Origin of the sequence: Gemella sanguinis ATCC 700632 (assembly GCF_000701685.1) — a bacterium.
GTDB lineage: Bacteria > Bacillota > Bacilli > Staphylococcales > Gemellaceae > Gemella > Gemella sanguinis.
Window position 1 is genome coordinate 39,621 of record NZ_JNJO01000003.1, and the last position, 21,646, is coordinate 61,266.

Sequence of the window (21,646 nt, forward strand, 5' to 3'; positions counted from 1 at the left end):
CATATAAAATACTAAATAAATATAGTTAGATAATAGTAATTATTATCAATTAATATTTTAATATAAAATCTTTAAGAAAAGATTTTCGGGAGTAAATATGAGCAACTTCTTAAAGAGATTATATAATATTTATATTTATTTAGTATTTTATGTTTATGAAACATAAGTTATTTTTGTTTGTGCCTAATAAAGCGTTGTTTAGGTGCAATGAAAAAGCTAATCACAAAAACAGCAGCTAAAGTTAAGACAATACTAGATCCCGCGGCTATATTGAATGAATAACCGATAAATAATCCTAATACAGAACATACAGCTCCGATTGTAGAAGATAAGAATATCATAGTTTTTAGACTATTTGCATAAAGATATGCAGTAGCAGCAGGAGTAATAAGCATAGCAACTATAAGGATAGTTCCGACACTTTGCATTGCTGTAACTGAGACTAGAGTTAATAATATCATTAGTAAATAATGATAGAAGTTAACTTTCATGCCCATTGCTTTTGCTAAAAGTTCATCAAATGATGTTAGAAGCAACTCTTTGAAGAATAATCTTATAACTAAAAGAACAAATATTCCAACACCTATAGTAATGTACATATCTATATCTTGAACTGCAAGAATATTACCAAAAAGAATATGGAATAGGTCAGTAGAACTTTTTGCAACACCTATAAGAATAACTCCAAGAGCTAAGAATGAGCTAAATGTAATACCAATAGCGGTATCACTTTTTATAATGGAATTACCTTTAATAAATGTAATAATAACCGATGCAAGAATACCAAATGCAATAGCTCCAATAAAGAAATCAATACCTAGAATATATGAAATTGCAACTCCTGGAAGGACTGCATGAGAAATAGCATCTCCCATTAGGCTCATTCCTCTAAGAACTATAAAACAACCTACAGCACCCGCAACAATACCAATAACTATCGCTGTGATAAGTGCATTTTGTAAAAAGTGAAAACTATAAAGTCCATCAATAAATTCCTTAATCATTAGAACCACCTCCCATAAAGAATAAATCTGTACCATAGGCATGAGTTAGATTTTCTCTAGTAAATGTTTCTTTTGTATTGCCATAAGAAATAAGCTTTTTATTAAGTAATAAGACTTCATCGAAGTAAGCATGAACTTTTCTTAAGTCATGATGAACTATCAATATAGTATGACCATTATCTCTTAATTTTCTAAGTGTATTCATTATGATTTCTTCGCTGACAGAGTCGATTCCTACAAATGGTTCATCTAAGAAAATGTATTTTGCTTCTTGCACTAAACATCTAGCGATCAAAACTCTTTGGAACTGACCACCTGAAAGCTCACTTATTTGGCGATTAGAAAATTCTTCTAATCCAACTAATTTTAGTGCCTCGTCAACTTTTTGCCAGTCAGATTTATTTAAATTTTTAAATAAACCAATTTTGGGATAAATCCCCAAAGAAACACATTCTCTAACTTTAATAGGGAAGTTATAGTCTATATTAATTTTTTGTTCTACATAAGCAACTCTATCTAATTGATCTTTAGAAAGTTTATTATCAATTTTTATAATCCCTTTAGAGGGTATTATATTTAAAACTGCTTTAATTAGAGTGGATTTTCCTGCTCCGTTCGGGCCTACTATCCCAATAATTTTAGATTTTGATAAAGTAACATTAATATTATCAAGAGCAGGTGTGTCTTTATATGTAACTGTTAAATTTTTTATCTCTATCATATTGTACACCCTTTCGTTCTCTCACTACACAAAAGTTTACCTTAGGAAACAAGAAATGTCAAGTGAAAAGTTGGAAAAGGTGAAGAAAATGAGTGAAATCGAAATTATGTAAACATAAATTAATATCTTATAAGAAAGTTAGAATGTGGTGAAAAAATTAATTATTCTATAAATTTTGTAGATTTAGATATAAAAAAACCTACCTTACAAAAAATATTGTAAGGTAGAAATAAGGGAGTAAATATGAAAAGTCTTTATTATAAGCTAGGGAGACTTATAATAAAAGAACATATGAAGTAATATATAATTACTTCACTTATGATTATATCAGAAGTATATACAAAAAACAAGAGAAAAATAAAAAAAAACTAAAAAAAAATTAATTATTTTTTTGAAAAATATTAATATGGTAATAAATTACATAAAAAGGCAAATATTTTGTGAATAACTCATCTTTTATTTGTAGTATAAATGTAAAATAAGGCTTTATTTCAGTAAGTTATAAAAAAGTGATTATTACAATAAATATATAAAGAAATTTCTTATTATCAATTTTTTATGAAAAAAGTAAGAAGTAATTAAAAAAATATTAAGAAAATATTAAGGTTAATAATATATAAAATAATGTATAGAATATATAAAGATTTTGGTTGAAATATTATAGTAATAAATACAGTAAAAAATACACTTTTTAGAGTATTATATTATTAGTGTTGCAGGAGATAAAATATAGAAAAAATAAAAAAACTAAAGTTATATAAAATCACAATATTATTTATAATGTTGATTATTATAGTCTTTAGTCTTTTTATATTTTTTAATATTTTTTATTATAGTAAAGTATAATTATTTTACTTCATATTTTTCACGAACAATTTTTGCAACTTGTTCGCAGTATTTATCTGTTAATTCATTGCTACTTGCTTCTACCATAACTCGAATTAAGTTTTCTGTTCCTGATGCACGAAGTAAGATACGTCCGTTTCCTTCAAGTTCTTTTTCAACTTTTTCACATTCTTCAAGAATTTCTTTATCTTCCATAGCGATTTTTTTATCAGTAACTTTGATGTTTACTAATTTTTGAGGATAAATACTAACTTCATCTGCTAATTCTTTAAGTGATTTTCCAGTTGTTTTGATAATATCAGCTAGTTTTACTGCTGTTAAAATTCCATCACCGGTAGTTGCATAGTTCATAAGTATTATATGACCTGATTGTTCACCACCAAGAGAGTAGTTATTATTTCTCATCTCTTCAACTACATATCTATCACCAACAGAAGTTTTAACTGATTGCATACCATGTTCTTCAACTGCTTTATAGAACCCTATATTACTCATTACAGTAGAAACGACCATGTTATCTTTTAGTTCACCTTGTTCTTTAAGGTGTTTAGCAAGAATAAACATAATTTTATCTCCGTCAACAACATTACCTTCTGAATCCACTGCAAGAACTCTATCACCATCACCATCAAATGCAAATCCTAAATCTACATTGTGAACTTTAACAAATTCTGCGATAGTATTGATTTTTGTTGATCCTACATTATCGTTAATATTAGTTCCACTTGGAGCACATCCAATAGTTTCTATATCTGCTTCTAAGTCTCCAAATAAGAATGGGGCAACGCCAGTTGTAGCACCATGTGCACAGTCAAGTGCAATTTTAATACCTGATAAATCATCAGAAATAGATTGTTTTATATGTTGAATATATTTTTGAGAAAGCTCGCTACCACTATATAAATTTCCAATATGTTCATAGCTAGCTGCTTTAATTTGTTCAACGTTATCTATTAAGTGTTCAATTTCTAATTCTTGTTCATCTGTTAATTTAAATCCATCTGGACCGAAAATTTTAATTCCGTTATCTTGATATGGATTGTGTGAAGCAGAAATCATGATTCCACTATCAGTTTCTATTGTTTTTGTTAGATAGGCAATTGCTGGAGTAGGAATAACGCCCACAGTCATAACATCGACACCAACACTAGTTAAACCAGCAGTAAGTGAATATTCAATCATATCACATGAAATTCTAGTGTCTCTTCCTATTATTACTTTAGGACGATCTTTTTTATCAGTAAGTAATTTACCTAATGCTTTACCTACTTTAAAACTTAAATCAGCGGTAAGTGTTTCGCCAGCGACTCCACGTATACCATCTGTTCCAAAATATTTTCTCATGAAAATAACTCCTTAAATTAATTTAAATTATTTTATAATCTAATATGAATATTACTATATAAAGTGAAATAAGTCAAGGTTTAGAGAGGTTTTGTATCGAATTTGTTAAGAAGTTGAGTAAGAAAAGTCAATAATTATTAAAACTAACAAAAAAATGTGTTATAAGCTATATTGGAAAATATAATTTATAACACATTAGTATATATTAATTTAATTTTTCGATGTCATCTAACACCTTTTTAGCTTCATCTTTATTGTTTTTTGAATATACTTTTTTATTATATATAATTGCACTTATTGAAATCATATGGGCAGATACTGGTGCAACTAAAAACAAGAATACGATAGCTAAAAGAAGCTTGAATTCAAAAACGTGTAAGTATCTATAAAAATAGATAAAACCAGTTATTAGAATTAATTCTACTGCAAATGAACCTGTAACCCCTGCTGCATGAATTTTTGTTAATTCATCAGGTAGTCTTACAAATCCAATTACGGTTGCTGCCATAGCAACGATAGAGATAAGAATAAGAAGTATTATTATTATATCTAAAATATTATTTAGAATCATCGCTGAATACCTCCTTCTTAGCTAAGAATCTTGCTGTAACAACTGTACCAACTAGACATATAATTGCGATTATTAGAATAAGTGAAATATATGAAAAAGTTTTATAGTACATACTTACTAAAACTATTAAGCATATAAGTGGCATAGCAAGTAAATCACTCGCTATTAATTTATCGAAAATACTAGGTTTTTTAACGATATAAACTAGTAAGTAGAGTATCATTAATATACTAGCAAAAATTCCTAAAACTATTGTGAAGTTCATAATTTTATCCATCTAAATCAACCTCCAATATCGCTTTTTCAAAACTATTTTTAATTCCTTCAATTTCTCCTTCGATATCATCAGTATCAAGGCAATGAATAAATAGAGTTGTATTATCATGACCTACATTAACTGTAAGTGTTCCTGGAGTTAGTGTAATCATATTAGCTAATAATGTGATTTGCCAGTTTTTCTTTACTTGTAAAGGATATTCGAAAATAACTGGATTAACATCAAGGTCTTTTCTAAACATCATTTTAAGAACATTGATATCTGCCTTTAATAATTCAATTAAGAACATAATTACAAGTTTTATCCATTTATAGATATAAACGTAGTAAAGTTGATCGCCTAAAAAACTTTTGGCGAAAGTTTTTCTTAAGATAAATAGGATAATCATTCCCCAGAAAAATCCTACGGCAAAGTATTCAGAATTAAAAGTTCCAGAATAGAACATCCATATAACTCCGACAAAAATATTAATTAAAAATTGTAATGCCATATGTTATGCCCCCTTTCCAAGAACTATCTCAATATATTTTTTCGGATCTAATATCATTTGGACACCGTTATTAAATAATCCGTCCAATTGATTAGAAAATATACCAATTAAAAATGCAACTGCAACAATAGAAACAAGGGGTACTAAGATTCCTTTTGGAAGTGGTCTTAGTTGTAAAGTTTTATTAATATTATCATAGAAAATATTAAGGAATATTCTTACTAGAGAGTAGAATACAATTAATCCAGAAGCTGCAACAAGTGTAGCTATATATATGTGATTATCTAATACAAGACCTCTAATAATAAGTGCTTTACCATAAAAACCACTGAAAGGAGGTACACCAGCAAGTGATAATACAATTATGAAGTAAGTCCAAGCTAGTAATGGATACTTATTAATTAACCCACATTTTTGAAGGAACTTAACTCCACTTGTGTAAATAACTAATCCAACTACAATAAATAATGCAGCTTTTAGAAGGATATCATTTACAGCATAGAATAATGCACCTTTGACACCATATGTATTAAGAGTAGCAGTTCCACATACCATTACACCAAGTGAAATTACAATATTAAAGATTACAATTTGTTTTAAATTACTTTGATATATTGCTCCAATACATCCAGCAATAATAGAAATTGCACCTAGAACTAGTAGGTATGATTTAATAAAACTAGATTCATAGTAGAATAACCCATATGTTCTAATAATTGAGTATAAACCTACTTTTGTTAATAAAGCACCAAAGATAATTGATACTGATATAGGAGGTGCGGCATATGATCTATTCATCCAAGTGAATAGTGGGAATAGAGCCCCTTTCATACAGAAGACGAATATCATAACTGCTCCAACTAAGTAAACTCCACGTCTATCTGACATGTTAGAAATAGTTTGTGAGATATATGCCATATTTAAACTACCAACAATAGTATATAAATATCCAACACTTATAACAAATAAACTACCTGCAAAAACATTCATTAATACATAACTGATAGATGATTTTAATTGTTCTTTGTTGATACCTACTAAAAGAAGTAAGTAAGATGCCATTAATAATATTTCATAGAATACAAACAGGTTAAAAATATCGCCTGTTGTGAACGCTCCATTTATTCCAACCATTATTAATAAGAAACCAGGGTAGAAAAAGCTCAATTCACGAATTTTATCAATAGTTTTATATGAATAGAATAGGGTAGCTAAGAATACTATTCCTGAAGTTGTTACAAGTATACTATTTAAGCCATCTAATGTAAGGGTAATACCAAATGGTGAAGCCCAATTCCCCATTTCTAAAATTAAAACTTTATGTTTCGCTACTTTAAATAAATTGTAGATTGAAAATCCTAATGTAAGAGTAGTAGCAAGGAAAGTTAATAATCTTTGCATACCAACTCTTCGTCTAAATAATATTGTTATTGCAGCGAATAAAAGAGGTATAAAGATCGGTATAACCGGTAAATTACTATGCATTTATCTTTTCCTCCTTCATATGTTCTACATCCTCAAGTTCAATTACATTGTCACTACGTTTAAGTTTATAGTTAGCAATATAAATTGAAATTAATAGACAAGTTACTGCAAATCCAATTACGATTGCAGTAAGTATTAATGCAGCAGGTATAGGATCAATGTAATTTTTTCCAAGTTCTGAGATTATCGGAATATCTCCATCATATAATCCACCTGCAATAAGGATAATTAAGTTAGCGGCGTGACTAAATAGTCCAACACCAATAATTATACGCATCATACTTTTAGAAAGCATAAGGTAAACTCCGAATCCAACGAGTATACCTGATAATATAATCATATAAAATTCCATTATTTACCATCCTTTCCAAAAGCTAAAATTACGGTCATTAAAACGCCGACAACAATTAGGTAAACACCTAAGTCAAAAATGGCTGCTGTGTGTAGTTCCATTTCACCCATTATAGGAACATGAACATGAGTGAAGTGGTGTTTAAAGAAGTTTTTACCAGCAACAACACCACTGAAGGCTGTACCGATAGAAAATAATAGTCCAATAGCAGTCACGTAAACATAGTTTATAGGAATTAATTTCATAACTCTATCAATTCCATATGTAAACATTGCTAAAGCTAAAGCCATTGTACATAATAGGCCACCAACGAAGCCACCACCAGGAAGGAAGTGACCTCCAAAATACAAACTAAGAGAGAGTAAGAATATGCAACCTGAAATAATTGCAGACAGTGATTTTAAAATAACATCATTAGTCTTCATCTTTAGATCCTCCTCTTTTTAAAATTCTAAACATAGCATAAATAATTAATGCTACCATTGTCATTACAGTTACTTCGAATAGGGTATCAAATCCCCTGAAATCAACGATAATAACATTTACTATGTTACCGCCACCAGAAGCAACTACGTTATCAAAGTAGAATTGGCTGATTTCTGATGGGTTTTTATATGCATAAGTTACTAAACCGATAAGTGTAAAACTTATACCAGTAATAGTAGCAATAATTGCATTTGTAAGTTTGAATGGTTGTTTTTCAATATGTTTTGTTCTATTTGTTAAAAGAATGAATGCAACTAAGAAAATAATAGTTGATATTGATTCAATAACAAATTGTGTCATAGCAAGGTCTGGTGCTCTAAATGTAACATATAGAGCAGTCATCATAAATCCTATTCCAGAAGATAGAATAATAAGTACAAGTCTATTGTAAGTATATGCTAGAGCAACACAGCAAATTACTATACAAATTCCAAGTAGTACGTTCATATAATGTACTGTAGAGAACTTATTAATAACAACTGGTCTACCAATAGCAAAGTATCCACCAATAATTGTTAGTGATAAAGTACAGAAAATGTAGCTCATATTTCTTCTAAGTTCATTTGTAATAAATGTATTGTGTAATATTCCACTACCTTTATGTAATTGTTCCCCTAAACTATTGTATAAACCGTGAACTGAAATAATGCTTGGATTATATTTGTAAATAACATTTCTACTTGCATAAAGTTTATAGATAACAGCTGAAATAATTATTACGATAATTGATGTAATTAATTCGCTTGAAATAAAGCTGTGTTCTACATGGGTAATAGCTTCATTTTTAGTTATATTACTTGCTAAAGCTGCTTGTTGGGCAGGTACTACGATGTAATCTTTAATAAAAGTATTTATTATAACAAAAAATACTAAAATAGCAGGTGAAATAAAAATTCCAATACTAGGCAGACGTAATTTTCTATTTCCAAGGATATTCTTATCAAATTTTCCTAAGAAAGGTTTAAATGAAAGAATTAATGAGTAAACTGCAGTACCAATTGCTCCTATTACAACTAATAGAGCTATTAAAATATAGAATAAGCTTGAGCTTGTTAAACTATATACAGATGTTAGGAAATACTCTTTTGAATAAAATCCACTAAGTGGTGGAATTCCTGCCATTGAGAATCCTGCAATAATACTAAGAATATAACTTATAGGCATAATATTTTTAATACCACGAAGTTTATCTATATCTCGAGTATGGAATGTGTGATCGATAATACCAGTAATCATAAATAAACTTGCTTTAAACGCAGCATGGTTAATTATGTGGAAACAAACTGCATAAAATGCAAATGTATAAATGTAATGATTGTTATTATTTAATCCTAAATTAGCAATACCTATCATAAGAGTCATCATACCAAGTTGACTTATAGTAGAATATGCTAATATTCCTTTTAAGTCTTTTAAGAATACTGCTGAAATAGAACCAATAAGCATAGTTATTGTTCCGAAAATAATAAGCGTATTACCGAAAATTGGTGTGAATGAAAATACAATACCAATTCTAAGTAGTAAATATATACCAGCTTTAACCATAGTTGCTGAGTGAAGATAACTACTTATAGGAGTAGGGGCAGCCATTGCATCAGGTAACCAAATATGGAATGGGAACTGTGCAGATTTAGTAAATGCTCCGAAAAGTATAAGAACCATAGCAATGGAATATTTTGAATTATATCCGCTGTTACGGCTAAAGTTAATTATTTCACTAATGTTAAAACTTCCAGTAATATTGTTAAGAACGAAAATACCTCCAAGCATAAGGACACCACCAAATACAGTAATAATTAGTGATTTAAGTGCGCCTCTTCTTGAAGCATCATTTTCATGCCAATAACTAATAAGTAAGAATGAAGAAACAGAAGTTAACTCCCAAAACATATACATACTTAGTAAATTATCGGAAAGAACAATCCCTAACATGGCAGACATAAAAATAAGTAAAAATATGTAAAACTTATGTAGTTTTTCATCATTGATACTCATATAATAACATGAATATAAAATAACTAATGTTCCAATTCCAGTAATTAGAAGAGCAAACAGAAGTGATAAGCCATCTAGTTTTAGGTTTATATCAAGTCCGATATTAGATGCAAATGCTAGAGTTTTATAAATTATTCCACCAGAATAAATATATTTTAAATTAGATAAAAAATATAGAAATAAAATTAATGGAACAATTATAACAAATTTACCAGTATGTATTTTTTTGAAACTTTTTCTCAAGAAAGGTACAAAAAACATGGCAATTACTGGTAAAAATACAGCTAATTGTAACATAAAAAAACCTCTTTCTTAAATTTTATTATAACTTCCATTATATAATAAAATGGCTTGAAATACCATAATAATATTGATTTAGTGTAAAAAAAAGTCGATGAAATAGAGAGTTTAAGAGTATTTATAAATCAAAATAGTAAAGTATTTGAATTATAAATATTGTAATAAAAAATATATTAACAAACTATATATATGTGAATTAACTAACAGCAAATAGACAATATAAAAAGCGAATTCAATAATATCTACACATAATTAAAATATAGATAATTATTTTTTTAGATATCCCTTGTTTAAGGATAAAAAAAAAGGTATAATAGTGTTATCAAAAATAATTACAGGGGGACTAACTGATGTCACAAAAACAAACACCACATATTAAACCGAATGGGGTAGAAATAGCTGAAACAATTTTACTTCCAGGAGATCCACTTAGAGCTAAATTTATAGCTGAAACATTTTTAGAGGATGCGGTTTGTTTTAATGAAGTGCGTGGAATGCTTGGGTATACAGGAACTTATAAAGGTAAAAAGATATCTGTAATGGGAACTGGTATGGGGCCAGCTAGTATCGGTATTTATTCTTATGAATTAATTCACACTTTTGGAGTTAAAAATTTAATTAGAATTGGAACTTGTGGAGCACTACAACCTCAAGTTAAATTATATGATGTAATTTTAGGATTAGGTTCTTCAACTAACTCAAATTACATGCACCAATATAACATTCCAGGTAACTTCAGTTTAACAGCTTCATTTGATTTACTTTTAAAAGCTTACAACAAAGCTAAAGAAATGGGGCAACCAGTGCACGTTGGGAACATTTTATGTAGTGAAATTTTCTATAATGCAGATGAAAAAGCTATGGAAAACTGGATTAAAATGGGTGTATTAGCTGTTGAAATGGAAAGTACAGCACTTTACGCTAACGCAGCAGCAGCTGGAGTAAATGCTTTAACAATTTTAACAGTAAGTGATTCACTAGTTACTGGTGAAGAAACTACTCCAGAAGAAAGACAAACAGCATTTACAAAAATGATGGAAATAGCTTTAGACTTAGCATAAAATAAAAAATAAAATATAAAGAGGTGTAAGATATGAGCAATTATAAAGAATTGTATAATAAATGGCTTAATAGCCCTGCATTAACAGAAGAGGAAAAACTTCAATTAAAAAGCGTAGAAAATGATGAAGTAGAGAAAGAAGATAGATTTTATAAAGAATTAGAATTTGGAACTGCTGGTTTACGTGGAAAAGTAGGGATGGGTTCTAACAGAATGAACCGTTTCATTATTGCGCGTGCAACTAAAGCATTAGCTCAAACAATAATTGATAATGGATTACAAGAAAAAGGTATTGCTATTGCGCATGACCCACGTCTATTCTCTAAAGAATTTGCAAAATTAGCTGCCTTAGTAATGGCAAGTAATGGAGTAAAAGCATACTTATTTGAAGATTTAAGACCAACTCCAGAATTATCATTTGCAGTGCGTTACTTAGGAACTGCTAGTGGTATTAATATTACAGCTAGTCATAATCCAAAAGAGTACAACGGATACAAAGTATATTGGCAAGAAGGATCACAAATCAAATCGGATATAAGTGATAAAGTTCTTGAATATATTAATTCAATGGATATCTTCGATGACTATGTAACATTAACAGAAGAAGAAGCATTAGAAAAAGGTCTATTAGAATACATCGGTGAAGAAGTAGATGAGAAATTCTATGCAGAATCATTAAACTGTGCAATCAATGATGAAAATATTGATAAAGATATTTCAGTAGTTTATACACCTCTTAACGGAGCTGGATACAAAGCTGTAACTACAGTATTAGCACGTCGTGGATTTAACAATGTTCATGTTGTAGAGGAACAAAAAGATCCAGATGGAACTTTCCCAACAATTGAATATCCAAACCCAGAAGATACAGCAGCTTTCGAATATGGAGAAAGATTAGCTAAAGAAGTTAATGCTGATGTAATTATAGCAACTGATCCTGACTGTGACCGTCTAGCAGTTGAAGTTATTCATAATGGAGAAGTTGTATCTCTAAATGGTAACCAAGCTGGTGCAGTATTAGTTCAATATGTTATTGAAAATCTTGCTAAACAAAATAAATTACCTGAAAATCCAGTTTTAGTTAAATCTATCGTTACTTCTAAAATGGTAGAGCCACTATGTAAAGAATACGGAGTAGAAGTAATTGACGTACTTACAGGATTTAAAAACATCTGTGCATTACCTAATGAGTGGGATAATACGGGTGAGAAAAACTATGTTATGGGATATGAAGAAAGTATTGGATATAATGTAGGAACATTCTTACGTGATAAAGATGGTGTAACTATTGCTATGTTATTAGTAGAAGCAGCAGCATTCTATAAAAAACAAGGTAAAACATTAGTAGATGTATTAGATGCATTCTATGAAAAATATGGATATTACTTAGATAAAACTATTTCAATCGTACTAGAAGGAGCAGCAGGAGCTCAAAGAATTAAACGTATGATGGAGAAATATCGTGAAATCTTTGCTCGTGAAATAGCAGGTAGTGAAGTAGTAGCTATCACTGATTATCTAGTACAAAAAGAAAAAAATGTAGCTACTGGTGAAGAAAAAGCAATTGATATCGAAAAAACGGATGCGGTTAAATTCAGTTATTCTGATGAATCATGGTATACATTACGTCCAAGTGGAACAGAACCAAAAGTAAAACTTTATATCTATGTTAAAGATGCTGATAAAAAAGTTGCAGAAGAAAAATTAGTTAAATTCGAAGAAAAAGTATTAGAATTACTTTATTCAATCGACTAATAAATATTAAAAGGAGTGAGTTATCGACTCACTCCTTTTTTATAATAAAATTATTTATTATAGTATTTTAAATACTCTTTACAAAATTCTCTAGCTGTTAACTTACCGCTTTGTCTATCGGCATAGCTACTACTTACAAATTTTGAAATTTCATCAGTATATTCTACTTTTGGTAGAGGTTTTTCTAATATAGTCTCTCTATTGATGGCAAAAGTTGAGAAACAAATACCTACTAATCTAGTTTGTCTAGTTTCATGATTAAATGCACTTAATTCAGCAAAGATTTCAACGCTTCGTGTACCAACTCTTGAAATGTAACTATCAATTATAAGAGCTTCGTGACGATGAACTACATCTAAAAATTGGTAAGTATCAATACTTGCAGTAAAGAATGGTAGGTGAGTGTATCTACGGATAACTAGTCCTTGTACATCATCAAGCCAATACAATGTTTGGCCACCAAATAGTGTATCGTGTCTGTTCATGTGGTTAGGGTAAATAGTGTGATAGTTTTCAACCCTAGTATCTTTATAATTCATAACTTCTTGCATTAAATATTTTCTCCTTAATGGTTTTGTTTACTAATATCTAAAAATTTAGAGTACATAGCCCATTGTAACATAAATTAATAGAAAATAATATATTTAAACTAAATATTATTAAAATAGGCTTCAATAATAAATTAAGGATTTAACTTTTTTCTATCTTAAAGTTAAATTCTTTATAAAAATTACATTATTAAATGTAATAATGATTACTATATATTAGTCATTATTTGAATTTGCTGCTTTTTGAGCATTTTAGCAGTCTCTTCAGCGCTCTTTTGAGCGTTTTTAGCCATTTCTTCTCCTGTTTTGGCAGCTTCTTCACCAGCTTTTTGAACATTTTTAGTAGCTTCATCTGCTACTTTTTGACCACTTTCAGCTGCTTCTTTAGCTTGTTTACTAGCTTCTTCAGTAGTTTTTTTAGTTTCATCAACTTGTTTTTTAGCCTCTTCAACTCTGTACGTATTAATAGTATAACAAAAAATTAATTAGAAATATATAATATATTTGTAATACTACTCTAAAAAATTAATTTATTATAAAAATTTATATACCCCCTTACATTTGTTATAAAAGTGTATTATAATTAATATAAAGTAATTAAATGAGGTGAATAATAATGAAATATGAAACTATGCTAGAGCGTTTTTTAGGATATGTTAATTTTAAATCTAGATCAGATGCTAGTAGTACAACAATTCCTTCGACTCCAGAACAAAAAGATTTTCTTCGTATGTTAAAAGGACAATTAGAAGAATTGAATCTTAAAGATATTGTTCTTAACGAAGAAAATTGGTTTTTAACTGCAACTTTGCCTGCAAATACAGATAAACCATATGATAAAATAGGTTTCATTTCGCATGTTGATACAGCTGATTTCAATGTAGAAGGAATTAGCCCACGTGTAATTGAAAACTATGATGGTAAAGATATTGTTTTAAATAAAGAACAAAATATAGTGATGACTACTGAAGAGTTTCCTAATCTACACAACTATAAAGGTTTAACTCTTATTACAACTGACGGGACAACATTACTAGGAGCGGATGATAAAGCTGGTATTACAGAAATAGTTGAAGCTGCAAAATATTTAAGTGAGCATCCTGAAATTGAACATGGAGAAATTAGAATAGCGTTTGGTCCAGATGAAGAAATTGGACGTGGAGCAGACCACTTTGATGCAAAAGGTTTTGCAACTGACTATGCGTACACTATGGATGGTGGTGTATTAGGAGAACTTCAATATGAAAGTTTTAATGCTGCTCAAATTACATATAAAATTACAGGTGTTAGTGTTCACCCAGGTACTGCAAAAGGTAAAATGAAAAATGCTAATATGATTGCAGCAGAATTAGCATCATTATTCCCAGAAAAAGAAGTTCCTGAGCACACAGAAGGATATGAAGGATTCTATTTATTACATAATATGCAAGCTAGAATTGAAGAAGCTGAAATGGTATATATTATCCGTGATCACGACAAAGAAAAATTCCTTGCTCGTAAAAAATTTGCTGAAGAAGTTGCAGCAAAAATTAATGAAAAATATGGTAATGTTGTAGAGTATGAACTATTTGACCAATATTACAATATGGGCGATGTTATTAAAGAAGATAAACGCTGTGTTGACGTAGCAGAACAAGCTATTAAAAATGCAGGTGTAACTCCTATTATTATTCCTATTCGTGGTGGAACAGATGGTTCTAAAATCTCATATATGGGTATTCCAACTCCAAATATCTTTGTTGGAGGAGAAAACTTCCATGGGCAATATGAATTTAGTTGTTTAGAACATATGACAAAAGCTGCTGATACAATTGTGGAGATAGCTAAATTAGCAAAAAAGTAGAAAAAATCACACCTTGGTGTGAAAGATAAAGAAATACAATGACTAGACTAGATTATTTTCTGAAATTAAGTTTTGAGTTTTCAGATGTATATCTAGTCTAGTTTTAATTTGTACTTTAAATTTCTTAAAAATATTAAAAAATATAGAGAAAAACGGTGCAACAAAGCGAAATATATGGTAAAATAGTTACTGTATAAATAATGAATAAATATAGAGAGGGGTATGTGAAATGACTAAGAAAACATTTTACGTAACAACACCGATTTATTATCCAAGTGGTAATTTACATATCGGTCATGCCTACACAACAGTAGCATGTGATGCACTAACTAGATATAAAAAATTAAGTGGATATGATACATTTTTCCTAACTGGAACAGATGAACATGGACAAAAAATTCAACAAAAAGCTCAAGAAAAAGGGATTAGTGAACAAGCTTATGTTGATGATATGATTAAAGACATTAAAAAATTATGGGAAGCTATGGATATAGATTATAACAAATTTATCAGAACAACTGATGATTATCATGAAAGAGCAGTTGCTGAGATTTTTGAACGCCTTGTAGAAAAAGGTGATATCTATTTAGGTGAATATCAAGGTTGGTATTCTATAAGTGATGAAGAGTACTTTACAGAAACTCAATTACAAGAAGTTTTTCGTGATGAAGAAGGAAATATGATTGGTGGTATTGCGCCAAGTGGTAATGAAGTTAAACTTGTAAGTGAAGAATGTTACTTCTTCAAAATGAGTAAATATGCAGACCGTCTAGTTAAATACTATGATGAACACCCAGAATTTATTCTTCCTGAAAGCAGAAAGAATGAAATGTTAAATAACTTTATTAAACCAGGTCTAGAAGATCTTGCTGTAACACGTACAACATTTGATTGGGGTGTAAAAGTAAAATCTAATCCTAAACATGTTGTTTACGTATGGATTGATGCATTAGTAAACTACATCACAGCCCTAGGATATGCTACTGGAGAAAGTGAAGAACTATTCAACAAATATTGGCCTGCTGATGTTCAAGTAGTAGGTAAAGAAATCGTTCGTTTCCACGTTATTTACTGGCCAATTTTATTAATGGCTTTAGACTTACCACTTCCTAAAAAAGTATTCGCACATGGTTGGTTATTAATGAAAGATGGTAAAATGAGTAAATCTAAAGGAAATGTAGTAGATCCTTATATGCTAATAGAACGCTATGGATTAGATGCTGCTCGTTATTACTTACTACGTGAAGTTCCTTTTGGACAAGATGGAATCTTCACTCCAGAAAGCTTTATCGACAGAATTAACTCAGATCTTTCAAATGATTTAGGAAACTTACTAAACAGAACAATCTCTATGATTAATAAATATTGTGGTGGAGTAATACCTAAATTTGTAGAACCAACAACTGAATTTGACAAAGAATTAATAGATTTATCTAAAGAAGTTATAGCAGAATATGAAGAATATATGGAAAATATGCAGTTTTCTAAAGCTTTAGAATCTGTTTGGAAATTTATTTCTAGAACTAATAAATATATAGACCAAACAACTCCATGGATTCTAGCAAAAGATGAAGCTAATCAACCAGAGTTAGATAAAGTAATGAACTATTTAGCAGAAAGTTTACGTATAGCTACAATTTTAATTTCACCAGCATTAACAAATGCCCCTAAAGAAATAGCTAAACAGTTAGGAATTAACGAAGAGTTATTAACATTTGAAACAGCAAAAACATTCGGTGTATTCGATGGAACTGTAAAAGTTGTAGAAAAACCAACTCCAATTTTCCCAAGATTTGATAAAGATGTTGAAGTAGAATATATTAAAGAGCAAATGTCTCCAAAAGCATTAGCAAATCTTGAAACTGAATCAAAAGAAGAAAAAGATGACTCATATGTAGAATTAGCAGAAGAGATTTCAATTGATAAATTCTTTGAAACATCACTAAGAGTTGCTGAAGTTTTAGAATGTGAAAAAGTTAAGAAAAGTTCAAAACTTCTTAAATTCAAATTAGATTTAGGTAATCACCAAAGACAAATAGTTTCTGGTATTGCTAAATATTATGATCCAGCTGAGTTAATAGGGAAAAAAGTAGCAGTAGTAGCTAACTTAAAACCTGTTAAACTTTGTGGAGAACTAAGTGAAGGTATGATTTTATCGGCAGAAAAAGATGGTATTTTACGTGTTATAGAAGTTAATGCAGACATACCAAATGGAGCTGAGATTAGATAATAATTAATAAGAAATTCCTAGAGAATCACTCTAGGAATTTTTTTGATATCTATTATAAGATTTTACTGCTTAGGTGTAGAGATAAAACAAAGTATAAGTATACTGAAAAAGACCTTTCTGTTATGAAAGGTCTTTTTATCTAATTATTTTTTTTCTGAGTAGTATTTTGAGTTGTACTATTTTTTTGGTTATTTGAACTACTATTGTTTTCTTTATTTATATCTTTAGAGTTCGCAGATTCACGGTTTACTTCTGTTATACGTATAGGATTAACTGGTACATATGATCCATCAGAAATAAAGTAAATTAATCTATTGTTTTTAGAGATACCATAACCGTTAATATTTAATACTGCTCCATTACTCATAGTAACACGTACTTTACTTAATTCTTCATCTGAATAGATATTTTGTGAAGCTAGCAGTTTAATAGCTACAGGTCTAGAAATTGGGTTAGAAAGTTGATCTTCTTTTTTATCAACTCTAACAAACTTCTCATTTGCAGTTATATACTTACCAGAATGTTCTCCCGATGAGATACGGTACATCATATAACCTGCAGGAGAAACTAATTTGTCAACTTTCAGTTTAGTTCCTGCTTCTATAACATCTCCAGTATCAGACCAGTTAGCTGATTTAAATGAATGTATTTTCTTATTAACTGTAACTTCGCGATTAACATCAAATGAATATGAAACGAAAGTACCAGCAAGTTTGGCTGTGATTTCTTCATCTTGGGCTTCTGAATCAATACGAGCTGCGTTTGCTTTTTCTTGTGCCTCTAGTATTTTTGCTTTTTCTTCAGCTTCTTTTTGTTTTTTCATTTCTTCCGTTGAATCTACTTGAGTAGTTTGAAGATCATCAAAACTAACATAATGTTCTTGAGCAGAAGAAACAAATTTTAGTGTAATTAAGAAGAAAATAGAAAGCAGAGTAGCTAGTATTAGAGAAGTAGCAATTTTTACTTTTATATTACTTCCTGTTTTCTTAATATTATCATAGTTTTCAACATCTTTTTTGAAGACTTTTTTCCAAATAGTTGCTTTAATACCAGTAAAAGCAGCAACGAAAATATTTTGCAGTTTGTTGTTAGAATCTTTAACTTTAAATATAGTCTCATCTTCATTTACAACTTCTTTTTTAATACTATTAATTTCTTTTCTGAAACCAGCTAATTTTTGTTCTAAATCAAGTTGTTTTTGAATTTTTTCAATTTGTTTTTTCTCTGCAGAAATATCTTTATTAAGTTGTTGTTTTTCAGCTATAAGAGAGTTTAATTTCTCTTTTACCGGTTGTATTTTTTCTTGTTCTTCATTTCTACGTTTTAGGCGATGAAGTAACATTTTTTGATCTTCTATTTTATCTTCTGTAATTAGTAATGAATTTTGAAGGTGTAAGAGATTATTTTCGTGTTCTCTTTTTTGATTTTCTTTTTCAAGTAATTCAATTTTCTTTTTCTCATCAGCTAATTTTTGCGCTTTTTCTCTCTCTTCGAACTCTCTTCTTCTTTTTTCAGCTTGTTCACGTTCAATGCGTTCTTGCTCTAATTTTTTCTCATGGGCAATACGTTCACGTTCAAGACGTTCTTGTTCACGTTTTTCAGCTTTTTCTTTTTCAATACGTTGGCGTTCAAGTTCTTTTTCACGAGCAATACGCTCACGTTCTAGACGCTCTTGTTCACGTTTTTCAGCTTTTTCTTTTTCAATACGTTGGCGTTCAAGTTCTTTTTCGCGAGCAATACGTTCACGTTCAAGACGCTCTTGTTCAAGTTTTTCAGCCTTTTCTTTTTCAATACGTTGACGTTCAAGACGCTCTTCTTCTTCTCTTTCAGCAGCACGACGTTTTTGCTTTTCAGCAATTTTTTGTTGTGTAAGTTCAAATTGTTTTCTTTCTTCTTCTAGTTGAATAGCACGTTGTTTAGCTTCTTTTTGTTTTTGAATAAGCTCTTCATCTTCTATCTGAACATCATCTTCTTTGTATACTTCTTTTATTTCGGGTTCATGATTAGTAACTTGTTTATTATTATCAATTTGTTTATCTTCAATTGACTGTTTACCTATATTGATTTCCTTATTATCAGTTATATGTTTATTTTCAATAACTTCTTTTTTGTCAGTTGTTTTTTTGACTTCATTATTTAATTCTTCTTCATCTTCATGATTAGCGTCATCATCTTCAAATTCTTCAAAAGCCAATTTTTCGACTTTAGTTTTTAAATTACTTACTTGAGTTTTTAAACGCCCAAAAAAAGAAGATTTATTCTCTTTTTCTAAGTCAGAGTTAGATGATTGCTCTTCATTGAACTTTTCTTTTTCTTCGGTTGTCATGTTAATAATCCTTTCACTCACTAGTAGGATATATTATATCATAAAATGATGTTAATACTACATTAAAAGGAATTAAAAACCTAATAAAAAATAAAGAAAAAACTTTGCTACTCTAATTGAAATATGTTATCATTAAGTATATGTATTTTTATGGAAGGATAATGATTATTTAAATCATAAGGTAATTAATAATGAAAAAAACAATTAGCTTTAAAGGCACTAATATTACAATAGAAGATAAAGTAAATGTAGGTGATGTTTTTCCTAATTTCAAGGCAACAAATAAAGATTTATCAGACTTTAATCTTGAAGATTATAGAGGAAAAGTTTTAGTAATTAATGCATTTCCATCAGTAGATACTGGTGTTTGTGCTGTTCAGACTACTAGATTTAACCAAGAAATCAAGAATTATGATAATGCAGTAGTTATAACTGTTTCTAAAGATTTACCTTTTGCACTTGGACGTTTTTGTGCAGATAAAGGTGTAGATAATGCAGTTACTGTGTCAGACTACAAATATCGTGATTTTGAAAATCAAGCAGGTCTTTTAATTGAAGAATTAGGATTATTAGCACGTGCAGTATTTGTAGTTGATACTGAAGGTGTAGTTCGTTACAAAGAATTATGCGAAGAAGTAGGAAATGAACCTGATTTTGAGAAAGCATTAGAAGAAGTAAAAAATCTAAGTGCGAGGTAGTAAATGACGGAATTAAAATATATTAATAAAGAAGAAAACAAAAATTTGCAAATTAATGACCTTATCACTTTAGGCCTTTACACTATACTTTTAATTATAGTAATGGGAGCTGGAGTAGGTATAGGAACTCTTTTAACTTCTGTAATTTTTGGTGGTAAAGTATATTTTGCTACATATACTTCAGTAGTAGTTGCTCTAGTGTGTGGTGGAGTATATAGTTTAATCTTTAATAAAATTAATAAAAACATGGCGATATTTATTATGACTGCTATAATTGCCTTATTTATGGCACTTTCTGGACATGCGTTTATTGGTTCTATAGCTTTATTTATAGCCGCTATATGCGCAGAGTTTTTCTTTAGAAAAAATAATGAGTATTTATCATATCTGTTTTTTAATCTTGGAAATATAGGAATAATTTTACCAATGTTTTTTATGAAAGATAACTATATTAAACATCTACAAGGAAGAAACTTTCCTCAAGAAAAAATAGATTTGGTTATGCAAAGTTCAGATATGAAAACTTTTATTTTTATAGTAGTATTTACTATTATTTTTTCACTAGTAGGTACGTATATCGGAAGAAAAATTTATTTCAAAAACTTTAAAAAAGCAGGATTATAATATGTTGAAGTTAGATATAAGAGTGAAAATTTTAGTTCTTATTCTTGCTAATATCTTAATGTTTAAAATGATGACCTTAAATTTACATCTAGTTATTGCTGTATTATTTACACTATATCTAGGTGTAAATTCTAATTTTAGAAGAATGATGAACTTATTTTTAATATATATGTTTTTTACGGTTTATGAGATGTATTTTTCTCATACAGTAACACTAAAAGTTATTGATAGTTTTTTATTACTAACATCGTTAATGTATAAAACACTATATTTTCCTTTGTGCGCGGGAATAGCATTAGTTAGTAGTTCTAAAGTATCAGAATTAATATGCTTTTTAAGACAAATAAGGTTACCTAAAAAAGTGATTATAGTTTTAGCTGTTTTATTCAGATTTTTCCCAGTTCTTTTGACAGACTACAAACTTATAAGAAACTCATTAAAAATCAAAGGTATAGGAGTTAATAGAGGATATTATTTACTACATCCAATTAAATTTTTTGAATATGTATTTGTACCATATGTAATAATTAGTACGAATATAGCAAATGAATTGTCGGTATCGTGCTTATGTAGAGGGTTAGATAATGAGAATGAGCCTACATCATTTGTGGAATTAAAATTCAAAATACAAGATTACATTTTCTCTATTTTGGTAATTATTGGATTTGTTTATATTATGTTTATGAGGTGA

At 29.3% G+C, this 21,646-nt stretch carries 19 protein-coding genes; 7 read left to right on the forward strand and 12 right to left on the reverse strand.

What is annotated here, in order from left to right:
- Positions 1-167: 167 nt before the first annotated feature.
- From T369_RS0102330 to mbhE, 10 genes are all read right to left on the reverse strand, one after another.
- Positions 168-1,004, reverse strand: a complete 837-nt coding sequence (locus tag T369_RS0102330) for a metal ABC transporter permease subunit (protein ID WP_006364761.1) — start codon at positions 1,002-1,004, stop codon at positions 168-170.
- Complete coding sequence (locus T369_RS0102335) at positions 997-1,725, reverse strand: metal ABC transporter ATP-binding protein (RefSeq protein ID WP_031551238.1); 729 nt, start codon at positions 1,723-1,725, stop codon at positions 997-999. The genes T369_RS0102330 and T369_RS0102335 overlap by 8 nt, the downstream gene beginning before the upstream one ends.
- An 846-nt stretch (positions 1,726-2,571) precedes the next feature.
- The gene (glmM, locus tag T369_RS0102340) at positions 2,572-3,915 is read right to left on the reverse strand and encodes a phosphoglucosamine mutase (RefSeq protein ID WP_031551241.1); all 1,344 of its coding nucleotides are present in this window, start codon (positions 3,913-3,915) and stop codon (positions 2,572-2,574) included.
- A 205-nt stretch (positions 3,916-4,120) separates the two neighbouring features.
- Entirely contained in the window at positions 4,121-4,486 is a 366-nt protein-coding gene (locus T369_RS0102345; protein ID WP_031551243.1) for a cation:proton antiporter, read from the reverse strand.
- Entirely contained in the window at positions 4,473-4,763 is a 291-nt protein-coding gene (locus T369_RS0102350) for a monovalent cation/H+ antiporter complex subunit F (RefSeq protein WP_006364757.1), read from the reverse strand. The genes T369_RS0102345 and T369_RS0102350 overlap by 14 nt, the downstream gene beginning before the upstream one ends.
- Positions 4,756-5,253: a Na+/H+ antiporter subunit E gene (locus T369_RS0102355; protein ID WP_031551245.1), complete on the reverse strand. Its 498-nt coding sequence runs from the start codon at positions 5,251-5,253 to the stop codon at positions 4,756-4,758. Before T369_RS0102355 ends, T369_RS0102350 begins: the two co-directional genes overlap by 8 nt.
- A 3-nt stretch (positions 5,254-5,256) precedes the next feature.
- Positions 5,257-6,738 carry a proton-conducting transporter transmembrane domain-containing protein gene (locus tag T369_RS0102360; protein ID WP_031551247.1) on the reverse strand — a complete coding sequence of 494 codons (1,482 nt, stop codon included), beginning with the start codon at positions 6,736-6,738 and terminating at the stop codon, positions 5,257-5,259.
- Complete coding sequence (locus T369_RS0102365; protein WP_031551249.1) at positions 6,731-7,090, reverse strand: sodium:proton antiporter; 360 nt, start codon at positions 7,088-7,090, stop codon at positions 6,731-6,733. The genes T369_RS0102360 and T369_RS0102365 overlap by 8 nt, the downstream gene beginning before the upstream one ends.
- Positions 7,090-7,515: a Na(+)/H(+) antiporter subunit B gene (locus T369_RS0102370; protein ID WP_006364753.1), complete on the reverse strand. Its 426-nt coding sequence runs from the start codon at positions 7,513-7,515 to the stop codon at positions 7,090-7,092. The genes T369_RS0102365 and T369_RS0102370 overlap by 1 nt, the downstream gene beginning before the upstream one ends.
- Positions 7,505-9,868: a hydrogen gas-evolving membrane-bound hydrogenase subunit E gene (gene mbhE, locus T369_RS0102375; RefSeq protein WP_031551251.1), complete on the reverse strand. Its 2,364-nt coding sequence runs from the start codon at positions 9,866-9,868 to the stop codon at positions 7,505-7,507. Before mbhE ends, T369_RS0102370 begins: the two co-directional genes overlap by 11 nt.
- Before the next feature lie 353 nt (positions 9,869-10,221).
- On the opposite strand from mbhE, the gene deoD reads away from it, so the two are divergent.
- Entirely contained in the window at positions 10,222-10,932 is a 711-nt protein-coding gene (gene deoD / locus T369_RS0102380) for a purine-nucleoside phosphorylase (RefSeq protein WP_031551253.1), read from the forward strand.
- Between the two features lie 32 nt (positions 10,933-10,964).
- Positions 10,965-12,686 (forward strand): phospho-sugar mutase, encoded by a 1,722-nt coding sequence (locus T369_RS0102385; RefSeq protein ID WP_031551255.1) that lies wholly within the window; start codon positions 10,965-10,967, stop codon positions 12,684-12,686.
- A gap of 50 nt (positions 12,687-12,736) precedes the next feature.
- Here T369_RS0102385 and T369_RS0102390 read toward each other — a convergent pair whose 3' ends face one another.
- Positions 12,737-13,237, reverse strand: a complete 501-nt coding sequence (locus T369_RS0102390; RefSeq protein ID WP_031551257.1) for an acyl-CoA thioesterase — start codon at positions 13,235-13,237, stop codon at positions 12,737-12,739.
- 613 nt (positions 13,238-13,850) lie between these two features.
- Here T369_RS0102390 and pepT point away from each other — a divergent pair.
- Complete coding sequence (gene pepT / locus T369_RS0102405; RefSeq protein WP_031551260.1) at positions 13,851-15,077, forward strand: peptidase T; 1,227 nt, start codon at positions 13,851-13,853, stop codon at positions 15,075-15,077.
- 229 nt (positions 15,078-15,306) lie between these two features.
- Positions 15,307-17,307, forward strand: coding sequence for a methionine--tRNA ligase (gene metG, locus T369_RS0102410; protein WP_031551263.1), 2,001 nt, complete (start codon positions 15,307-15,309; stop codon positions 17,305-17,307).
- A gap of 139 nt (positions 17,308-17,446) precedes the next feature.
- On the opposite strand, the gene T369_RS0102415 is transcribed toward metG, so the two are convergent.
- The gene (locus T369_RS0102415; RefSeq protein ID WP_233417872.1) at positions 17,447-19,633 is read right to left on the reverse strand and encodes a DUF5776 domain-containing protein; all 2,187 of its coding nucleotides are present in this window, start codon (positions 19,631-19,633) and stop codon (positions 17,447-17,449) included.
- Positions 19,634-19,824: 191 nt separating this feature from the next.
- Here T369_RS0102415 and tpx point away from each other — a divergent pair, with 191 nt between their 5' ends.
- From tpx to T369_RS0102430, 3 genes are read left to right on the forward strand one after another with little or no spacing between them, the layout of a single operon-like run.
- Positions 19,825-20,331, forward strand: coding sequence for a thiol peroxidase (gene tpx / locus T369_RS0102420; RefSeq protein ID WP_006364741.1), 507 nt, complete (start codon positions 19,825-19,827; stop codon positions 20,329-20,331).
- Positions 20,332-20,334: 3 nt separating this feature from the next.
- Positions 20,335-20,955 (forward strand): MptD family putative ECF transporter S component, encoded by a 621-nt coding sequence (locus T369_RS0102425; protein ID WP_006364740.1) that lies wholly within the window; start codon positions 20,335-20,337, stop codon positions 20,953-20,955.
- A 1-nt stretch (position 20,956) separates the two neighbouring features.
- Entirely contained in the window at positions 20,957-21,646 is a 690-nt protein-coding gene (locus T369_RS0102430; protein WP_006364739.1) for an energy-coupling factor transporter transmembrane component T, read from the forward strand.